This is a genomic window from Alcanivorax sp. IL3, assembly GCF_047495465.1.
GTDB lineage: Bacteria > Pseudomonadota > Gammaproteobacteria > Pseudomonadales > Alcanivoracaceae > Alcanivorax > Alcanivorax jadensis.
On record NZ_CP179931.1, the window covers coordinates 1436119 to 1454451 of the forward strand.

At 59.6% G+C, this 18333-nt stretch carries 20 protein-coding genes; 15 read left to right on the forward strand and 5 right to left on the reverse strand.

Annotated elements, in window-relative coordinates; genetic code table 11:
* Positions 1-114: 114 nt before the first annotated feature.
* Positions 115-963 (reverse strand): metal-dependent hydrolase, encoded by an 849-nt coding sequence (locus tag ACMG4M_RS06750; RefSeq protein WP_414430982.1) that lies wholly within the window; start codon positions 961-963, stop codon positions 115-117.
* Positions 964-1360: 397 nt separating this feature from the next.
* On the opposite strand from ACMG4M_RS06750, the gene ACMG4M_RS06755 reads away from it, so the two are divergent.
* Positions 1361-1762, forward strand: coding sequence for a hypothetical protein (locus ACMG4M_RS06755; protein ID WP_414430983.1), 402 nt, complete (start codon positions 1361-1363; stop codon positions 1760-1762).
* On the opposite strand, the gene ACMG4M_RS06760 is transcribed toward ACMG4M_RS06755, so the two are convergent.
* Positions 1740-3299, reverse strand: coding sequence for an MFS transporter (locus ACMG4M_RS06760; protein WP_272975041.1), 1560 nt, complete (start codon positions 3297-3299; stop codon positions 1740-1742). The two genes, ACMG4M_RS06755 and ACMG4M_RS06760, sit on opposite strands and share 23 nt — an antisense overlap.
* A 471-nt stretch (positions 3300-3770) precedes the next feature.
* Positions 3771-4739 carry an esterase/lipase family protein gene (locus tag ACMG4M_RS06765; protein ID WP_414430984.1) on the reverse strand — a complete coding sequence of 323 codons (969 nt, stop codon included), beginning with the start codon at positions 4737-4739 and terminating at the stop codon, positions 3771-3773.
* A gap of 274 nt (positions 4740-5013) precedes the next feature.
* Here ACMG4M_RS06765 and ACMG4M_RS06770 point away from each other — a divergent pair, with 274 nt between their 5' ends.
* Positions 5014-5688 carry a TetR/AcrR family transcriptional regulator gene (locus ACMG4M_RS06770; protein WP_052042763.1) on the forward strand — a complete coding sequence of 225 codons (675 nt, stop codon included), beginning with the start codon at positions 5014-5016 and terminating at the stop codon, positions 5686-5688.
* Between the two features lie 62 nt (positions 5689-5750).
* Positions 5751-6776 carry a lipase secretion chaperone gene (locus ACMG4M_RS06775; protein ID WP_414430985.1) on the forward strand — a complete coding sequence of 342 codons (1026 nt, stop codon included), beginning with the start codon at positions 5751-5753 and terminating at the stop codon, positions 6774-6776.
* A gap of 67 nt (positions 6777-6843) precedes the next feature.
* Here the strand turns inward: ACMG4M_RS06775 and ACMG4M_RS06780 are convergent, their stop codons facing one another.
* Positions 6844-7359 carry an outer membrane beta-barrel protein gene (locus tag ACMG4M_RS06780; RefSeq protein ID WP_414430986.1) on the reverse strand — a complete coding sequence of 172 codons (516 nt, stop codon included), beginning with the start codon at positions 7357-7359 and terminating at the stop codon, positions 6844-6846.
* 101 nt (positions 7360-7460) lie between these two features.
* Between ACMG4M_RS06780 and ACMG4M_RS06785 the strand changes: the two genes are divergently transcribed.
* A complete protein-coding gene (locus ACMG4M_RS06785) occupies positions 7461-8069 on the forward strand; it encodes an HAD family hydrolase (protein ID WP_414430987.1) in 609 nt (202 codons plus the stop codon).
* On the opposite strand, the gene ACMG4M_RS06790 is transcribed toward ACMG4M_RS06785, so the two are convergent.
* Complete coding sequence (locus ACMG4M_RS06790) at positions 8044-9420, reverse strand: alanine/glycine:cation symporter family protein (RefSeq protein WP_414430988.1); 1377 nt, start codon at positions 9418-9420, stop codon at positions 8044-8046. The genes ACMG4M_RS06785 and ACMG4M_RS06790 overlap by 26 nt on opposite strands.
* A 125-nt stretch (positions 9421-9545) precedes the next feature.
* On the opposite strand from ACMG4M_RS06790, the gene ACMG4M_RS06795 reads away from it, so the two are divergent.
* The 11 genes from ACMG4M_RS06795 to ACMG4M_RS06845 all read left to right on the forward strand — a co-directional run bounded on the left by ACMG4M_RS06795 (position 9546) and on the right by ACMG4M_RS06845 (position 18159).
* On the forward strand, positions 9546-10874 hold the full coding sequence (locus tag ACMG4M_RS06795) for an SLC13 family permease (protein ID WP_414430989.1): 1329 nt from the start codon (positions 9546-9548) through the stop codon (positions 10872-10874).
* 147 nt (positions 10875-11021) lie between these two features.
* Positions 11022-11906, forward strand: coding sequence for a TraB/GumN family protein (locus ACMG4M_RS06800; protein WP_414430990.1), 885 nt, complete (start codon positions 11022-11024; stop codon positions 11904-11906).
* Between the two features lie 265 nt (positions 11907-12171).
* Positions 12172-12594 (forward strand): TraR/DksA family transcriptional regulator, encoded by a 423-nt coding sequence (locus tag ACMG4M_RS06805; protein WP_272962391.1) that lies wholly within the window; start codon positions 12172-12174, stop codon positions 12592-12594.
* 4 nt (positions 12595-12598) lie between these two features.
* Positions 12599-13822: a zinc metallochaperone GTPase ZigA gene (zigA, locus tag ACMG4M_RS06810; RefSeq protein ID WP_414430991.1), complete on the forward strand. Its 1224-nt coding sequence runs from the start codon at positions 12599-12601 to the stop codon at positions 13820-13822.
* Positions 13819-14448, forward strand: coding sequence for a DUF1826 domain-containing protein (locus ACMG4M_RS06815; RefSeq protein ID WP_232222063.1), 630 nt, complete (start codon positions 13819-13821; stop codon positions 14446-14448). Before zigA ends, ACMG4M_RS06815 begins: the two co-directional genes overlap by 4 nt.
* A gap of 7 nt (positions 14449-14455) precedes the next feature.
* The gene (locus tag ACMG4M_RS06820; protein WP_035247687.1) at positions 14456-14914 is read left to right on the forward strand and encodes a transcriptional repressor; all 459 of its coding nucleotides are present in this window, start codon (positions 14456-14458) and stop codon (positions 14912-14914) included.
* 123 nt (positions 14915-15037) lie between these two features.
* Positions 15038-15442, forward strand: coding sequence for a MerC domain-containing protein (locus ACMG4M_RS06825; RefSeq protein WP_272998335.1), 405 nt, complete (start codon positions 15038-15040; stop codon positions 15440-15442).
* The gene (locus ACMG4M_RS06830) at positions 15420-15968 is read left to right on the forward strand and encodes a ZrgA family zinc uptake protein (protein ID WP_414430992.1); all 549 of its coding nucleotides are present in this window, start codon (positions 15420-15422) and stop codon (positions 15966-15968) included. The genes ACMG4M_RS06825 and ACMG4M_RS06830 overlap by 23 nt, the downstream gene beginning before the upstream one ends.
* A gap of 2 nt (positions 15969-15970) precedes the next feature.
* Positions 15971-16672 carry an ABC transporter ATP-binding protein gene (locus ACMG4M_RS06835; RefSeq protein WP_414430993.1) on the forward strand — a complete coding sequence of 234 codons (702 nt, stop codon included), beginning with the start codon at positions 15971-15973 and terminating at the stop codon, positions 16670-16672.
* Positions 16662-17900: an ABC transporter permease gene (locus ACMG4M_RS06840; protein WP_414430994.1), complete on the forward strand. Its 1239-nt coding sequence runs from the start codon at positions 16662-16664 to the stop codon at positions 17898-17900. Before ACMG4M_RS06835 ends, ACMG4M_RS06840 begins: the two co-directional genes overlap by 11 nt.
* 1 nt (position 17901) lies before the next feature.
* Positions 17902-18159: a hypothetical protein gene (locus ACMG4M_RS06845; RefSeq protein WP_414430995.1), complete on the forward strand. Its 258-nt coding sequence runs from the start codon at positions 17902-17904 to the stop codon at positions 18157-18159.
* The last annotated feature ends 174 nt before the right edge of the window (positions 18160-18333 follow it).

Below are 18333 nucleotides of genomic sequence, written 5' to 3' on the forward strand. Positions count from 1 at the left end.
GAAGTCATGCTCGCATGACGAAGACGTTGGCACAGTCTGCTTTTTCAAGAATCCCCTTAAGCAAAAAGCCCCGGAACTTTCCGGGGCTTTTTGTGCATGCCTTGTCGCTTTGGATCAGGCTGCTTCGTTTTTCTGATAGCCGTCTGCGTCGCCGATCAGGTTATCCATTTCCGCCAGGAACTCCCGGTTGTCATGGTCCCAGGGGTGGAACTTGGGTTTGAACCAGTCCAGCCAAGGAATCACCACCCGGCGCAGGCCGCCCGGTTTCAGCCACTGGAACTTGAACGATAGCCACCAGCCTTTCAGATTGAACAGCTGGCCTACCTTCCAGGTGTTGATCAGGTAGAAAGGATAGAACAGCGAGAAGAAAATGGTGGTGGCGAGGATCAGGCCCACACTGCGCAAAGCCCACGCCTTGATGCCGCTACCGAATACGGTCTGGTAAACATCAAACGCTACCGCCTTGTGTTCGGTCTCTTCCAGGGCATGCCAGTGCCACAGACGCTGGTATGACTCATCCGAATCATCAATCAGGTCCGGTTCACGCAGCAGGATATCCGCAAGAATGGCGGTCAGGTGTTCCAGTGCCACGGTGGCGGAGAGTTGCAGGGCATTGGGGGTGTATTTGGAAATCACATCCAGCAGTTTGGAAACAATGGCTTCCTGGGTATCCACCGGCAGACCGGCCTCCACCATCTTCTGGTTGTAATCCTCGTGCTCGCGCCCGTGCATGGCCTCCTGGCCGATAAAGGCCCGCACCGCTTCCTGCAGTTCCGGGTCCTCAATGCGGTCGCGATACTTGCGTACACTGTTGATGAAGAAACGCTCGCCTTCCGGGAAAAACAGCGACAGGGTGTTGAAGAACTGGGTGACCGTGGGACCCCAACTGTGCCAGTTGAGTACCTTGTCATCCGGAACGTGAAACTTGAGATTCCGGCGAATTGGCATGATGTGCATTTTCATTGTTATACCACCTCTTCTCCAATGATCCTGTCATCCACTTAACGCCTGTTGGCCAAAAAATACAATTCCACTGTGAGAGTAGGGGGCCTCTGCGTAAGTCCTTGTATACTCAGGCTTTCAGGCTGGTTCACAATCTAGGCGCACTTTTAAAGGCATGCTGGTTGCCTGTCGAGAAAGTGCAACAACGAGTGTGGGCCAGCCTGAAAGCCCCGGAGGGCGAGATCTGAAGCGCACATCTGCTGCGCTTTGTCGCTAGGAAAGGGAACCACCCTGTCCGTCGCGACAAAACACAACAGCTGCACACTTCAGGTCTCGCTGAGCATGCAAGGAGTTACGCAGAGGCCCCCCGGAAACGGAATTGAAACAATGGGCTTTGGATAACTGATAGGGGTCGGCAATGACGGGAAAATGGCGTCTGTTGGCAAGCGCGGTGGTGTGTCTGGTGGCGATTGTCAGTGCTTTCCACTTTCTGGTGATGGAGCGCCATGGCGTACCTGACAGCGGTATCCGGGTGGTGGAGCAGGGCAATGAAGAGGGCGGTCGCGACTGGGTGATTCGGCTCTATCAGAGTGACAGTCGTCACCATTGGCAAGTCAGTGGTAGTGGTTATGACGTGGCAATTGACCGCCTGGCCAAGGACAGCTTTTCTCTCGACATCGCCTATGGCGTCAGTGGTGACGGTCGCCACAGAATCCGTCAGCAGGTGCGCCTGCACGAAGGCCCCACCTTGGTGGCGGCCTTCGGCGCCGGCCCGACAGAGGCCGGTGACACCCGGGTTATTGTTGATCGGGTGAAGTAGGCGGTGCCGGCTCGGCGTTTGCGGCATCGTCCGGAGTGCGGTTGTGCAGCATCACGGCCACCAATACGGCGGTCATCGCCAGAATCCCTGCACCAATGGCGGAGTTGGTATGCAGTGCCAGGCTGAAGCCCTCTCGGGCGGCGGCCATCACCGGCGCGCCCAGTTCCGGGCCCAACTGCGCGGCGGCACCGATGGCCCCGCCCAGGGTATCCCCGGCAGCCAGTGACAGCTCGTCAGGCAATCCCGCAGGGAGCTGCTCCAGCATATGTTGCCGGTACACGGCCGCGCCAATACTGCCGATCACTGCGATACCCAGCGCCATACCCAGTTCCGTGGCGGTTTCCGAGGTGGCCGATGCCGCGCCGGCTTTGCGTGCCGGTGCGGCGCTGACCACCATGTCGGTACCCAGAATCATCATCGGCATGACGCCCACGCCCATCACTGTCATTCCCACGATCAACAAGGGGATCTGGGCCGGACTGTGCACCAGCAGCAGGATCAGCAAACCGAAGGTTGCCATTACCAGCCCGGCGCTGACCAGTTGCCAGTGGGGCAGGTAACGGGTAAGCCGGGGAACCAGCAAAGAGGCTACGGTTTGCACCAGGGCAGGCGGCAGCATCACCAGCCCGGCCTCCAGCGGCGACAGGTCGAGGACCCCCTGCAGGTACTGGAATACCATCAGCCAGGCGCCGGACAGGGCCAGAATGGTCAGCATCATGGCCGCCACCGAGGTGCTGAAGGTGCGGATGGCAAACAGCGACAGATCAAACATGGGCTCGGCCAGCCGCCGCTGGCGACGGACAAACAGCATCCCGATAGCGAGGCCCAGAGCAATGGACAGCAGCGGCATCAGTGACACCCCGTTGCGTGCCATGTCTTTCAGACCGTAGATGACCGCCAGAACCATGGCCACCGATAGCAGGGCGCTGGTCCAGTCCTGGGCGCCGGCTTCCTCATCACGAAATTCCGGTAACAGCAGCGGGCCGCACACCAGTAGCAACAGCATAACCGGTACCCCCAGCAGGAACACCGAGCCCCACCAGAAGAATTCCAGCAACGCACCGCCCACCAGCGGACCAATGGCACTACCGACGATGAAACCGGTCATCCACACGGTAATCGCCACGGTGCGCTCCTGCTCCACCTGAAACATATTCCGCAGCAGCGACAGGGTAGAGGGCATCAGAGTGGCCCCGGCAATGCCCAGTAACGCGCGGGTGGCAATCAGCATTTCCGCACTGGTGGCAAAGGCCGCCATGGCTGAAGCAATACCGAAGGCGGTGGCCCCGGTAAGCAACAGACGCCGCCGACCAATGCGATCGCCCAGAGTCCCCATGGTCACCAGGAAGCCGGCGATCATGAAGCCATAGATATCCAGGATCCACAGCAGCTCGGCGCTGGTGGGCTTCAGATCGGCACTGAGATGGGGAGCGGCCAGATGCAGCACCGTCATATCCAGGGCCAGCAACACGGTGGGCAGCATCAGCACCGTCAGTCCCAGCCACTCACGGCGTGTGGCGGGTTGGGGGGTGGGCATAGCGTTTTCCTCGCAACAGGGCATCTTACGTCGTCGTTCCTGGTGCATCTCTTTCGACACAGGAACGGATTGAATCAACCCTAAAGTCTCAACCTGACTTGAGGTCAAGCTGGCTACGCAAGAAAGGCAGCCGGCCAGTATCGTTGCTGACAATTGGCAAAGCCAGTGTCGATTGCATGACAGTGTGGCGCCTGTCCGGGAAATAGCGGTGAGGATGACAGAATCTTGAATCTGAATGACCAACGATGCAGATCGCGTAGGGTGCACTGAGCCTCAGGCGAACTGCACCATCAAACGTCGGATCGGTGCAGTTCGCCTGAGGCTCAGTGCACCCTACGTTTTTGATATCGCATATGTCTGCAGGCCCATCGCAGTATTTCTTCACTCTACCTGCGAAGAAGAAAAGAAAAGGGCGCCTTGCGGCGCCCTCAAAGAAATTGCTCTCCCGTTATTTTTATTGTTTTGCCAGATTCAGAGTCCGCGGTTTTTCAGCCGATTGGCATGCTGGCGGAATACTGCTGTGGGGTTGGTCTCGAAGGGGCTGACCAGGCCAGCGATCTGATTCACTTCGTCCAGATGATTCATGCGGTAGTCATTGCGGATCACCAGCCCCAGGTGGCTGGAGCAACTGGACACCAGGCCATCGTTCTTCTCGCCAAGGTAAAGCAGGGCGAGCAGGCCCATACCGGCATCGCTGATATCCAGCACATTGGTCAAAGGCTTGGCGCCGGACCAGGAGTAGTAGCGCACGCCGTTATCGGCCATTTCCGGGGCATGGCCGCAGGTGTCGTCCGGGAGGCCTTCGGGATAGTGGCTGTTGAACGCCGTGCTGCCGGCGGTGGACAGGGAATAGAGGGCAGCCAAGGAATCCTGCTCATAGCCACCACCGGAAATCAGATCCAGAAATCCGGTTGCGGCGTTGACGATGCTGCCGAGAAGGTCGCCAGCCAGTGGCAAGGTTTCCTGTACGCCCAGCAGTACATCCGCCATGCGGGCGCCGGTATGCGGGCCAGCCACGGAGGTGGCAGACGCCACATAGTCCGGGTATACCGAGGCCACATAGCGAACGGTGGGGCCACCATGGCTGTGGCCGAGCAGGTTGACCTTTTCTGCACCGGTCGCAGCGAGGATCGCCTCCACCTGGCGAGCCAGTTGTTCGCCGCGCACTTCGGTACTGTTGGCGGCGGCCACCTGGGTCACATACACCTCGGCACCGCTACGGCGTAACTCCTCGGGAATCCGGTACCAGTAGTTATAGCCGGCAATATCATCGAAGCCGAACAGCCCGTGGCTGAGCACGATGGGGTAACGGGTTTCGGTATAGGTATCCTTGAACAGCCAGTCGAACCATCCGGCATGCGCGGGCACGCAGAGGGCTGACAGCAGCAGACAAAGGGGTAGACTTAGCGCCCGTAGCGGCGCTCTTCGGGATGAAATCATTGGCATCACCTTGTTGTTTATTGTTATCGGCGTACTGCCGGGTCTTCGCCGAGCGCTCCTTGATTCAGGAGTGGGTTTACCTTAAAGGATGCCAGGCCATTAATTAACAGCAATGTTAATATTTGTTTGTTATAAGCAGCCTATATTCTGCTGTTAACTGTGCACGGCATTAAGAATAAAGTATCAGTTCCAATGGTTTCGGGTGTTTTCCGGGTTGTGTCTGGTCAGCCTGGAAAATTGGGGTAAAGTAACATCAGTGTTAAGGGTGGGAAGAATGCAGTCTGATTCAGGACAAAAGCGGCGGCGGGGACGGCCGGTCGGAAAAACCGGGGACACCCGCGAGCGGATTCTTGAGGCGGCCCGGGAGGTGTATGGAGAGCATGGCACCTATGGCACCACAGTGGCGTTGATTCTCAAGCAGGCGGATGTGTCACGCCCCACCTTCTATAAATATTTCTCCTCCGCCGTGGATGTGATTGATGAGATCATTCGCGACTGTAACGAGGACGTGGAGCGGTTGTTTGTCAAAGTGTTCGAACAGCCGCAGAAAGAGTTTTATGACTATCTGCCCATGGCCTTGAGCGGTTACCTGAACTGGGGACGCTCCAAGGGACTCTTGATGGAGGCTCGGTTTCGCGAGTTGCATGATCGCTCATCACCGGTGTCGCGGTATCGCGATGAACATAACCGGCGCATCGTTGCCATCTTGCATGACAGCATGGTGAAACACGGTCGAACCCCGCCGGGAGATCTGGCGCTAACGTCTCTGGTGCAGGGCATTGAGCATCTTGGTTATCAGTTTTGCATGCAGGCCGAACATACCGAGATGCCCCACTATATTCAGGTCATGGGGCGTTTGTGTATCGCCATGCTGGGTAACCGGCACGATTGGCAGGAGATGATGGCGTCACCCTTCTTCAGTCGGCTGCTGGGGCTGGAGGAAAGTTAACCGGGCGACAGAATCAGGGCGAACAGCACAACCAAAAGAATAACAACAAAAAGGGAATCACCATGGAAAAACGCTACCTTGTGGGTGTTCTGTTGCTTTTGTCGATGGCGGCAGTGCTGATCTGGGGTATACCGGGCGCTTCCGATCGCAACAGTCCGCCGGATTCCACCGCCGATACCGACCGCACTCGCCTGGAGGAACCCGTCGAAGCGGAGCTGACCGGTTCGACCCGCTACGACTACTACCGCCAGCGTGCGCAGGCTCTGGGGCCCGCACCGGCTTCCCTGGTTGGTACCCAGGTGGATGGCAATCTGCGGGTCACTGCCGATGGCGATCTGCTGATCAATCCTGCCATTCGCCAGGTGTTTGATTATTTTCTGACGGCGCTGGGGGAAGAGTCCCTGGACGATATTCAGGCGCGCCTGGCGGGACACTTGGCAGAACAGTTGCCACCGCAAGCCGCGCAGCAGGCCTGGGCGCTCTATGAGCAATACATGGGGTTGCGGCAAGCCATGGAGCAATTACCGGAACACGATGGCAGTGTGACGGCCATGCGCGCGGCCATCCGCCAGCGCCATGATATGCAGCAGGCCTATCTGGGCCCGGAAGTCGCCGATGCCTTTTATGGCCTGGATATGACCTACGACCGGTACATGATCGAACGGCAGGCACTGCTTGAAGAGGAAGGGCTGTCGGCAGCGCAACGCGACCGGCAGTTGAGCAACCTTGAGCAGAACCTGCCGCCGGGCATGCAGCAGATGCTTTATGACACCCGCGCACCGGTATGGCTGGAGCAACGCACCCAGACGTTACGGGAGCAGGGTGCCAGCGACGCGGAAATCCGGGCGCTGCGGGAGCAGACTTTCGGGACCCAGGCCGTGGCGCGTTTCGAGGCACTGGAACAACAGCGACAAGACTGGCAGACGCGCTATGAGGACTACCGTGAGCAACGCCAGCAATTGATCAGCAGTGGCCTGTCACACACCGATCAGCAGGTGGCCCTGGCACGGCTGCAGCAGCAGCTATTTGAAGATAAGGAATTGACCCGGGTGCAGGCCCTGGATCGGATCAACACCCAGACACGTTGAAGACGTTACCTGTAGGAGCTTGCCTGCAAGCAGGCTCCTACAGGCTATTTGATGGCTGTGCTTATCATCAAAAGTGGTAACGCAGACCGGCGCCGATCATATCGACCCCGGCATCATTATCGAAGTGCACGAACTCGCCATACAGGTATAGCTTGTCGAGCAGATCCACGGTGGCACCGACCCCGCCGAAGGCATCCGTGGATGAATCATCATCCTTGCTGGCGCCATTGCTGATATCAAAATCCGTATCCGCCACACCGGCCTTGCCGTACAGACCCACCGGGCCCAATTCGAAACTCAGCAGCCCGGCCAGGGTAAGGGCTCCGCCTTCAATTTTGGTGCCGTTGTCAGCTTCCTGCTTGCCGAAATCGTAATAGCCCACTTCCGCGCCGATCAGTTCGATGGGGCGCCAACCAAGGAAGAGGGCGCCGGTAGTATCGCTATCGTCAAAGTTCAGACTGTCGACTTTTTCATCTACGGAGGCGTTGTAGAGCCCGCCGCCGATATAGACGCCGCCCGCGCTGGCCAGAGGGGCCAGCGACAACAGGGCCAATCCGCTGAGTGCTTTTGCAAAGCGTTTCATGAGCATCACTCCCTAATAACGCGAGGGTCAGTATCTCCCAGTTTGATCGTTGTGAATAGCAGGCTTGTTGCTGCTTTCACGTTGGCTCGGGGTACACTGCAATGATGAAAATACCTGACCTTGATATCCTGTCCTCGATCCAGGGAGTGATCTTCGATCTGGACGGTACTCTGGCGGATTCGCGTCTCGACTTTACCGCCATTCGTAGCGAACTGGCGTGCCCGGAGGGGGTAGGGGTACTGGAATATATTCAGTTGCTCCCTGGGAGTGAGCGACGTGCTGCCGAGCAGATTGTTCTCGATCATGAGCGCCGCGGTGCCGAGCGTGCCGAATGGATACCCGGTGCTCGCGAATGCCTGCAGTTTTGTGCCCGCCGTAACCTGCCTACCGCCATTCTCACCCGCAATGCCCGGGAAGTCGCCGACCTGACTATGTCCCGTCTGGGTATACAGGTAGATATGCTGCTGGCGCGGGAAGACTGCCCGCCAAAACCCGCACCAGACGGCCTGTTACAGATCGCGGCTGCCTGGAGCCTCAGCCCGAAGCGCCTTGTCTACGTGGGCGATTTTCTTTATGACCTGCAGGCGGCGCGTCGCGCCAATATGATCAGCTGTTTCTATGATCCTGCACTAACCGGCCTCTACCCTGACGAAACCGATTGGCACCTTGGCGATTTTGAGCAATTCACCGAGATGCTTGCGACGGCTTGAGATATCGCTTAGCCGCCTGATTGACCTTCGGCGCCAGCAGTAGGGCAGAGGTCATGGTCGGAATCGCCATCAGGGCGTACATGGAATCGATCAGACTCACCACCAGCTTCAGTGATGCCACCGCGCCCAGCACGACCAGTACCAGATACCACCAGATGTAATGGTGCTGGTATTTTGCCCCGATCAAAAAGCCCAGGCACTTGCTGCCGTAATACCAGAAGGTAAAAACCGTACTCAGGCTGAGCAGGGACACCAGCACTGCCAGAATGACGGCGCCGCCATGGGGGAACAGGTTGCCAAAGGCGTTGGCGGTAAGCGTGACCCCGTCGCTTTCCCCGCTTTGCCAGACGCCGCTGATCAGAATGACCAGAGCCGTGCAGGTGCAGACGATGAGTGTATCGATCACCGGCCCGAGCATGGCGACCATGCCTTCACGCACCGGCTCCCTGGTCTGGGCGGCACCATGGGCCATGGCTTCGGTACCGATGCCGGCTTCATTGGAAAACGCGGCTCGGCGAATGCCGGTGATTATCACGGCCCCGACCACGCCGCCGGCAACGGCATTGCCGCTGAAGGCATCCTCGAAAATCATCGCAAAGGCGGCAGGGATCTCGCTGGCATGGCTTGCCAGCACCACGGCGGTAAGCAGCAGATATCCCACTACCATGGTCGGTACCAGCATGCCGGTGACCTTGCCCAGCCGGGGCAACTTACCCAGAGCCACCACCATCACCAGTAGGGCCAGCACCAGGCCCAGCATCAGGTCGAAGGTGAAATGAGCATCGGCGCTGGCCAGCCCGGCAGGGATGGCCAGGGTGTCGCGCAGCACCTGGACCAGTTGATTGATCTGAAAGATCGGCATGGTGCCCAGCAATCCGGCTACGGCAAAGAAATAGGCCAGCGGCAGCCATTTCTTGCCCAGCCCTTCGCGCACCACATACATGGGGCCGCCTTGCCACTGGCCTTCGCTGTCCTGGCCGCGAAACATCACCGCCAGGGTGCAGGTATAGAATTTGGTGGCGATACCCACAAGGGCACTGACCCACATCCAGAAAATCGCCCCGGGGCCGCCTACCGCGATGGCAATAGCCACACCGGACACATTGCCCATGCCCAGGGTGCCGGACAGCGCAGTGCTTAACGCCTGAAAATGAGAGAGCTGACCTGGATCATCGCGGTCCGGTTTGCGCCACAGCAGGCGCACGCTTTGCGGCAGGTAGCGGTAGGGCAGCAGGCGGGAATAGAGCAGGAAGAACAGACCGCCGCCCACCAGCAGGACGACCAGCGGTGGTCCCCAGAGAAAGCCGACAATCTGACCCATGGCTGTTTCGAGTTGTTTAATCGTATCCATGGGGCCTAACCCTAGCATGGCGGTGCTGCGGGGTCAGTGTGAGCTGGGGTGGTTCCATGTTGGACACTGGTTATTACGGCAGGCAGTCCGTAAGCTCGGGCTGAACCGGCAACAGAATAATAACCATGCGATTCCTGCTGATTGCCATGGCCGTTGTGGCCGCTGTAATGGCATACCATCTACCAGCTGACTCCAAAACCGGAGCTGGGTTGGCCCTGTTTGTGCTGATCGGGCTGCTGTGGCTCAGCGAAGCCATTCCGCTCACGTTTACCGCGCTGCTGGTACCGGTGCTTGGCGTCGGTCTGGGGCTGGCGAATCTGGATAGCGCGCTTGCCGGCTTTGCCCATCCTGTCGTGGCCCTGTTTCTGGGAGGCTTTGCCCTGGCGGCGGCGCTGGGCGAACACGGTATCGACCGCTGGCTGGCGCAGCGGCTGTTGACCCTGGCCGGTGGCAGAGCGTTACCGGCGGCGTTACTGCTTGCAGTCACCACAGCACTGCTGTCCATGTGGATCAGCAACACGGCGACCACCGCCATGATGCTGCCCATTGCCCTGGGGCTATCCGCCCCCTTGGCTGACAGTCATCCCCGTTATCGGGTATTTCTGCTGCTGGCCCTGGCCTGGTCCGCCAATATCGGCGGCATGGCTACCCTGGTGGGCAGTCCCCCCAATGCCATCGCGGCAGCGGCGTTGGGCTGGTCATTCAACGACTGGCTGGCCATTGGTATCCCGGCGTTTGTGTTGCTGTTTCCGCTGGCCCTGCTGGTACTGTTTTACACCACTCGCCCGGAAGCCAATCTGCCAACAGTGGATGTGAAAACCATCCTGCCTTTTCCGACCAGCCCCGGCGCGATAATGACGCTGGCGATTTTTCTGCTGACGGTGGGGTTGTGGGTTTTCGGTGCCCCCCTGGGGGACAGGTTGGGTATCGAGACATCCTTTGATAGCTGGGTGGCCTGCATGGCCATTGTCCTGCTGGGGATCAGCCGTTGCGTGAGCTGGCAGCATATTGAAGCGCACGCGAACTGGGGCGTGCTTCTGTTGTTCGGTGGCGGTATTACGCTGTCCATGTTGCTGCAGAGTTCCGGTACCAGCGCCTGGCTGGCAGACGGTATCAGTCAGGCGCTACCGGCAGGGGAAACCTGGCTGGTCTATCTGATCATCGCGAGCTTCGTGATTTTTCTCACCGAGCTGGCCAGCAATACCGCCAGTGCTGCCTTGCTGATACCGCTGCTGATGCCAGTGGCCTCTTCGGTGGGCGCCGACCCGGTCACCGTGGCCCTGCTGGTGGCCTTTGCCGCCAGCTGTGCGTTCATGTTGCCGGTGGCCACGCCGCCCAATGCCATGGTCTACGGCAGCGGCCATGTGCCACAGAGAACCATGATCCGCGCCGGTATCGTACTCAATCTGATCGCCGCCGGTGTGCTCGGTGGGTTGCTACCTTTGCTGCAATAACGGTTCTGCCAGCTCAGAGGCGCCGGTTTTTACAGGAGTCATGTTGGCGGGCTAACCGTTGATCAATCACGCCAGTAACCTGAGTGGAATCCATCTTTCTTTTTCACCGCAAGCTGACACACTGGAAAAAAATAACGGGGGGTTGTCATGGGGTTATCGATTATTCGACGGTTTGCGGTGCTGGTGGTGTTGCTGTCTGTGGCGCCCTGGCTTCAGGCGGATCCGGTCTGGGAAGTCAGCAAGGATGGCAAACGTATCCGGCTGGGGGCTACCGTGCATTTCCTGCGTCAGGCGGATCTGCCACCACCGGCAGCCATGCAGCAGGCCTATGAACAGGCGCAGCAGGTGTATCTGGAATCCAACCTGGCCGACTCTGCCTCGCCGGCCTTTTCCCGGCGACTGACGCAGATGATGATGCAGCCAGCTGGTCGTTCCCTTGAAGACGATTTGTCCGATCCGGTCTGGCGGCAATTCCAGGACTATGCTGCCCAGGCCAACTTTCCGCTGGCCACCTACCAGGGGTTCAAGCCGGCCATGGTCTCCATGGCCATGACCGTTCATGAACTGGGGCGTCAGGGGTTTGGCCGGGGCGTGGACGAATTTTATTTTACCCGGGCCAATCAGCAAGGAAAGACGCTGGGTTTCCTGGAATCCAGCGATACCCTGCTGTCGTTCATGGCGCAGCTCAATGAAGAGAGTAGTGATGTCCTGATCGAGTCTTCCCTGGAAGGCATTGAGCACATGGACGGCATGATGGAGGAGGCCGTTGATGCCTGGCGCAAAGGCGACATGGATGGTCTCTACGCCTTGCTGGGTGCCGATGAAATGCAGACCGAATACCCAAGTATCTACCAGAATCTTATCATCGAGCGTAATCGCCAGTGGTATCCGAAAATCCAGCAGGCCATGACGGAAGGTACGCCGAATCTGGTGCTGGTGGGCGCCTTGCACCTTGGTGGGCCGGATAGCCTGCGGGTGATGTTTGAGGAGGCGGGGTATCAGGTTGTGCCCTTCATGGCGGGTGCAGAGTAGAAGGGTAGTCAGTCCGATAAGGGCCCGGCTTTGTTGCCTGTGGGGCAGCGCGATGAATGTCCGGGTCGTCGTTTTTTTGAATTTTCCAGCGCCGCCAGGCGCTGGTGTATCAAGGCTTTCCTCGGCGTCAGCGCGTAAACCCAGGTAATACAGTTTCGTCATTTCTTTGAGAGGGAATCATCGGTAGGGCCATGGGGCTTTTTCCGTGCAACGGATTGCCGTCAGTTATTGTTATGTTATAACATAACTTTAAAAGGAGGCGATCATGCCGGACGTTCCCAGTGAAAAGGCCCTGCTCGCCATGTCGGAGTGGGACTACATGGATGCTGCTCAGCAGGCATTCTTCCGTGACCGTTTGCTGGCACTGGCCAAGGACTGTGAACAGGAACTGGCCGACGCTCGACAGGCATTACAAACCCCGCCCCAGTCGGACCCATTGGATGCCGCTGCGGATGAGGAAGCCTGCCGGCACCAGCTGCGCTTCCTGGCTCGTCGTCAGGCGTTGCTGGGAAAAATCCGTCAGGCCCTGCGTCGTCTTAACCAGGGTGACTATGGCTATTGCCAGATCAGTGGCGAACCCATCGGATTACGCCGGCTGCTGGCCCGGCCCACCACGGAGTATTGCGCCGAAGTGAAAACCCGGCTGGAAGCCAACGAAAGACATTATGTCCATTCACGAACCGGATAATCCCATGACTACTCAGCAAGCGACGCCCGTGCGCCAGCTACCCGTTACCGTGCTATCGGGCTTTCTCGGTGCCGGCAAAACCACCGTCCTCAATCACATTCTCAATAACCGTGCCGGCCTGCGCGTGGCGGTGATCGTCAACGACATGAGCGAGATCAATATCGACGCGGCGTTGGTCAGCAACCAGGTGTCGTTGAACCGCGCCGAGGAAAAGCTGGTAGAGATGAGCAACGGATGTATCTGCTGCACCCTTCGCGAAGACCTGCTGCTGGAAGTAACCCGGCTGTCCCGGGAAGGGCGCTTTGACTATCTGGTGATCGAGTCCACCGGCATTTCCGAGCCGCTACCGGTGGCGGAAACCTTTACCTTCGAAGACGAAAACGGTGACAGCCTTTCTTCGGTGGCGCGGCTGGATACCATGGTCACGGTGGTGGATGCGGTAAATTTCCTGCGCGACTATCGCAGTGCCCGCACCCTGCAGGAAGGCGGTGAAAGTCTGGGCGAAGACGATCAGCGAAACGTGGTGGACCTGCTGGTGGAGCAGGTGGAATTCTGCGATGTGCTGCTGATCAGCAAGACCGACCTGGTCAGCGAGACAGATCTGGAGATGCTCTGCGCCACGCTGCGGCTGCTTAATCCGGACGCTCGCATAATACCGATCAAGCACGGCATGGTGCCTCTGGATGCGGTGCTGGATACCGGCCTGTTCGATTTTGAAAAAGCCCAGCAGGCGCCGGGCTGGCTCAAGGAAATGCGCGGCGAGCACTTGCCGGAAACCGAGGAATACGGCATCAGCAGTTTCAGTTATGAAGCCCGTCGCCCTTTCCACCCGCAACGGTTCTGGGACTTTCTGCAGCAGCCCTGGCCCTACGGCACCTTGCTGCGTTCCAAGGGGTTCTTCTGGCTGGCCAGCCGCCCGCAATTTGCCGGCAACTGGAGCCAGGCCGGCGAGATCGCCCACCACGGCCCGGCGGGCCTGTTCTGGAAAACCGTGCCGAACCACAACTGGCCCACAGACCCGGAATACCGCGCCATGATCATGGAGAAATGGCAGGAACCCTTCGGCGACATGCGCCAGGAACTGGTCTTCATTGGTCACAACCTGCAACCGGAGACGACTCGCCGGGCGCTGGATGCCTGTCTGCTCACGGAAGAAGAAATGCTCGCCGGCAAGGCATTGTGGCAGCAGCTGGAAGATCCGTTCCCGCAGTGGGAGATGGCCGGATGATTGACGCAAGGACGTTGCCCAGGGCCTATGCCGCACCGGGACTGGTCATGCGCGATGATGCCGGGGTGCTCGCCGATGTGATGATGGACCCGGTACAGGTGGCAGTCTGGGATCGGCGCAGCCCGATCGATCAGCAGCTTGTACAGCAGGCATGCCGGAAGAAGCTGGCGGCAAAAAGCTGGCTGGATGTTAAAGACCTGGCGGGTTCCATCGAGCGCTCGCTGCCCGGTGAGGATTTTGCACCACTGCGTGAGGACCTGATGTTGCTGGCGGGCATGATGGCCTGCCTGTTCGGTGTGAGTGGCGTGGGAGTGCGCGTCACTGCTTTGGAAAAGCCCATGTGCCCGCGTTTCCATGTGGATCGCATCCCCGTGCGCTTGCTGTGTACCTACGGTGGCCCGGGCAGCCAGTGGCTGCCGGCTCCGTCGGTGCCTGCCGGTCTGCTGGTGCCGGGCGTAGAGCAGGAGGGCCGCTTTGCCGCCGACAGCGTGCAACAGTTGTCGGCCGGGCAGGTAGCCCTGTTCAAAGGCGACACCTGGCGGGATAATCCGGGCTCGGGCGTGGTTCACCGATCCCCGCCCGTGTCTCCCGGTCAGCAACGCCTGCTGGTCACACTGGATATATAGGACTGTCATGAGCCGCACCGACCGTATTCTCGCCAGCGCCGAACAGCATTGCCGCGAGCAGGGCGTGCGCATGACTCCCCAGCGGCGTCAGGTCATGGCGTTGTTGCTGGCCCAGTCGGGCCCTCAGAGTGCCTACCAGTTGCTGGACCAGTTCAAGGCGCAATACCAGGACAATGCCCAGCCGCCCACCATCTACCGGGCGCTGGATTTTCTGGTGCAACAGGGGCTAGCCCACCGGCTCAGTTCCACCAACCAATACCTGGCCTGCGATCACATCACCTGCCATCACGGTCACCAGGGCACGGTGTTCCTGCTCTGTGACGACTGTGGTGCCGTGCAGGAAACCCCCATGGCGGGGGCGGCCATCAGCGAGTTGCAGCAGAGCATCAACAGCCTGGGGTTCGTGACCCAGCAGAACCCCTTGCTGGAAGTGCATGGCCGCTGCGCGAGTTGTGTTGCGCTGTAATCCTCGCGGACTGCGGGGGTTGTTGGAGTCTTGCTTGCAAGGCGAATAGCCAAACGGCGCGAGTTCGCCTTGTGAACAAGGCTCCAACGATTCAGAAACCCGTTGAAGATTCTGGAGACAACCATGTCACGTTTACGTCTGGACCAGGCGGCCATCGCCCTGTCTGGTTTGTGTATGATTCATTGTGTGGCCAGCGTCGCCGGCCTCTTTGCGATTGGCTTGCTGTCGGTGGTTGGCGGCGTGGATGAACTGTTTCATCAGGCGTTGCTGGCACTGATCGTGCCGGTCAGTGTGCTCGCCATGGTGGCCGGTTACCGCAGGCATCGGCGGCGCAAGGTATTGTTGCCAGGTCTGTTGGCGCTGATCGCGTTGTGTCTGCTCACTGCGTTCGAAGCAGCGTTGCATGACACCCTGTGGGAACCGCTGCTCACCAGCCTGGTCGGAATCTGTCTGGTTGCCACCCATGTGGGCAACATCCGCGCCTGCAAGGAATGTGAGAGTCATCATGAAGAGATTCGTACGGCTTGAATGCCTGGCCGGGTTAGGGTTCGGGTTATTGATGTTGCTCAGCAATCTGGCTAACGCCGCCGGGGTCCATCAGCATGGTCTGGCCGACGCGGCGGTAGTGGTGGAAGGGCAGAGCCTGACTGTCAGTTTCCGGGCGCCGCTGATGGATATTCTCGGCACCGAGCAACCGCCGGCGGATGCCGCCGCCCGGGTTCGCTATGCGGATCGCCTGAAACAGGTGAGTGAGCCGCTGCCGTCCCCTGTCGCAGGCTGCAGGCTCAGCCATGAAACCCGTAGCGGAGTCGAGGCACTGTTTCCGGAGAGTCAGCAGCACGACCCCGATCATGCTCACCATGAGCATAGCCATCACGCGGACGTGGAAGCGGAATGGACCTTTCAGTGTCAGTCCCCGGACAAGCTGAGCGAGGTCACACTGCCGTTCCTGGCGATTTTTTCCGGTCTGGCTACCGAGGTCATCCTGTTATTGCCTGACGGGCAGAGCGCTTTGCGTCTGGCGCCCGGTAACACCCGCATTCCCCTGGAGTAACTGTGGTACTTGAACTGGATAGCTTGCGTTATCAGCACCCGGGGCAAGCCCGGCCTTTCATTCATATCGATCGCTTTGTGCTGCAGGCCGGTGAGCGGGTGCTGCTGCATGGCCCCAGTGGTTGCGGGAAAAGCACCTTGTTGTCGTTGATTACCGGCATCAGGCCGGCTCAGCAGGGTGACATCCGGGTGGCAGGACAATTGTTTTCCTCTCTGTCGCAACGGCGCCGGGACGCTTTTCGGGCGGACCATATCGGTGTCATCTTCCAGGCCTTCAACCTGCTGCCGTACCTGACTGCGGTGGATAACGTCTGTCTCAGTGCCGGGTTCTCCCGGCGACGCTGTGAACGGGAAGCGGCCGGCAATAACAAGCAGCGAAGGGTCGCGGCACAGGATCTGCTGACCCGTCTGGGGTTGGATGCAGCCACCTCAGCTTTGCCCGCCTGGCAGCTGTCATTCGGCCAGCAACAGCGGGTGGCTGCCGCCCGGGCCCTGTTCGGTAAACCGGATCTGATCATCGCCGACGAACCCACTTCGGCCCTGGATAGCCACAGCCGCGATACCCTGCTGGCATTGCTCTGCGAGCACTGTGAAAACGCCGGCAGTGCCTTGCTGATGGTCAGCCACGACAACCAGGTGGCGGACCATTTCCACCGCAGCATCGCGTTCTCGGCACTGAACGGGGGGGAGCACCATGCTGCCTAGAATTGTGCTTGCCTCCCTGCGCACGCGTAAAACCTCTGCCACCCTGATCGTGGTGGCCATCGCTCTGAGTCTGGTGATGATCGTGGGCATCGAGCGGCTGCGTCACCAGGTGCGCGCCAATTTTGCCAGCACCGTTTCCGGCATTGATCTGATTGTCAGCGCTCGGGGCGGTCCCATGAATATCCTGCTGTACAGCGTGTTCCGGCTCAGTGATCCCACCGCCGGCATTCGCTGGGACACGGTGGAGCATCTGGCCGACCACCCGGACGTGAAGTGGTGGATTCCCATCGCCCTCGGAGACTCCCATCGAGGCTTCCCGGTGGTGGCCACCAACGACAGCTATCTGGCCCATTATCGCTATGGACAGGACCAGGCGCTGTCCCTGGCTGACGGGCAATGGTTTGCCGGCGAGGATCATGTGGTGCTCGGTAGTGCGGTGGCCCAGCGGCTGGGCTATCAGCTGGGAGACGATATGGTGCTGGCCCATGGTGCCAGCGGCCCGGCCATTATCGAGCACGATAACCACCCGTTTACTGTGGTGGGCGTGCTGTCCGCTACCGGCACCCCGGTGGATCAGAGCGTGCATGTTTCCCTGGCCGGCATGGCCGCCATTCACAGCGGCGGCCAGTTTCGTTCCGGGCTACCGCCCCGGCCCGGTCAACGGGCCGACACTCCGGATTCGGTCAATGCAGTGATGCTGGGTCTGGAGCGACGCACCGCCGTACTCAGCCTGCAACGGGAATTGTCCCGCTATAAGGCAGAACCGCTAAGCGCCATTATTCCCGGTGTCCAGCTGCAGCGACTATGGCGCATGACAGCGGTGGGGGAAAACGCCCTGCGGGCCACCTCCATGGCGGTATTGCTGGTGGCGTTACTGGTGCTGGTGTCCACCATTCTGGCTGCCCTGGAAGGGCGCCGCCACGAACTGGCGGTGCTGCGCGCCGCTGGCGCCGGTCGGCTTGCCGTCTATGGCGTGATCGTGGGCGAGAGTCTGCTTGTCACGGTGATCGGCAGCCTGCTGGGGCTGACGCTGCTGTTTGTGGCACAGTGGGCACTGGCGCCGCTGGCACTGGCGGAATGGTCCCTGCGCCTGCCGGACACCTTCCTGTCGGTGCGGGAATTGCCTACCCTTGCGGCGATCCTGCTGGCCGGTTCCCTGGCCGGCCTGATTCCAGCGGAAAAAGCCTTCCGCAACAGCCTGGCCGATGGCCTGACCCCGAGGAACTGATATGCGTAGTCTGATCATCTTTCTGTGTCTGTTGATCAGCTTGCCGGGCTGGGCGGCCCGCGAACTGGAATGGGATGATCTAGTCCCTGCGGACTACGACGTCAATGCGGTCTATGAGGGGTTATTCAGCGAAATTTACGGTGATCAGCCACCGGAAGATATCGATGACGGTGATGCCCGTGGCGAGCAAATGATGGATGCCATCGACAAGGCCTGGCGGGAAGCGCCGCTGAAGGCCGAGCTGTTCACCGGCTACTAGCACCGTTCCTCCGCCCTGATCTCCCCGTAGGGTGCACTGAGCCTAAGGCGAACTGCACCATTCCGGCGCGGCAGGGGTAGGGTGGATTAGGCCGAAGGCCGTAATCCACCATCATAGGGTCCGACGTGCGGGTGGTGGCTTTGGTGGATTACGCCTTCGGCTAATCCACCCTAC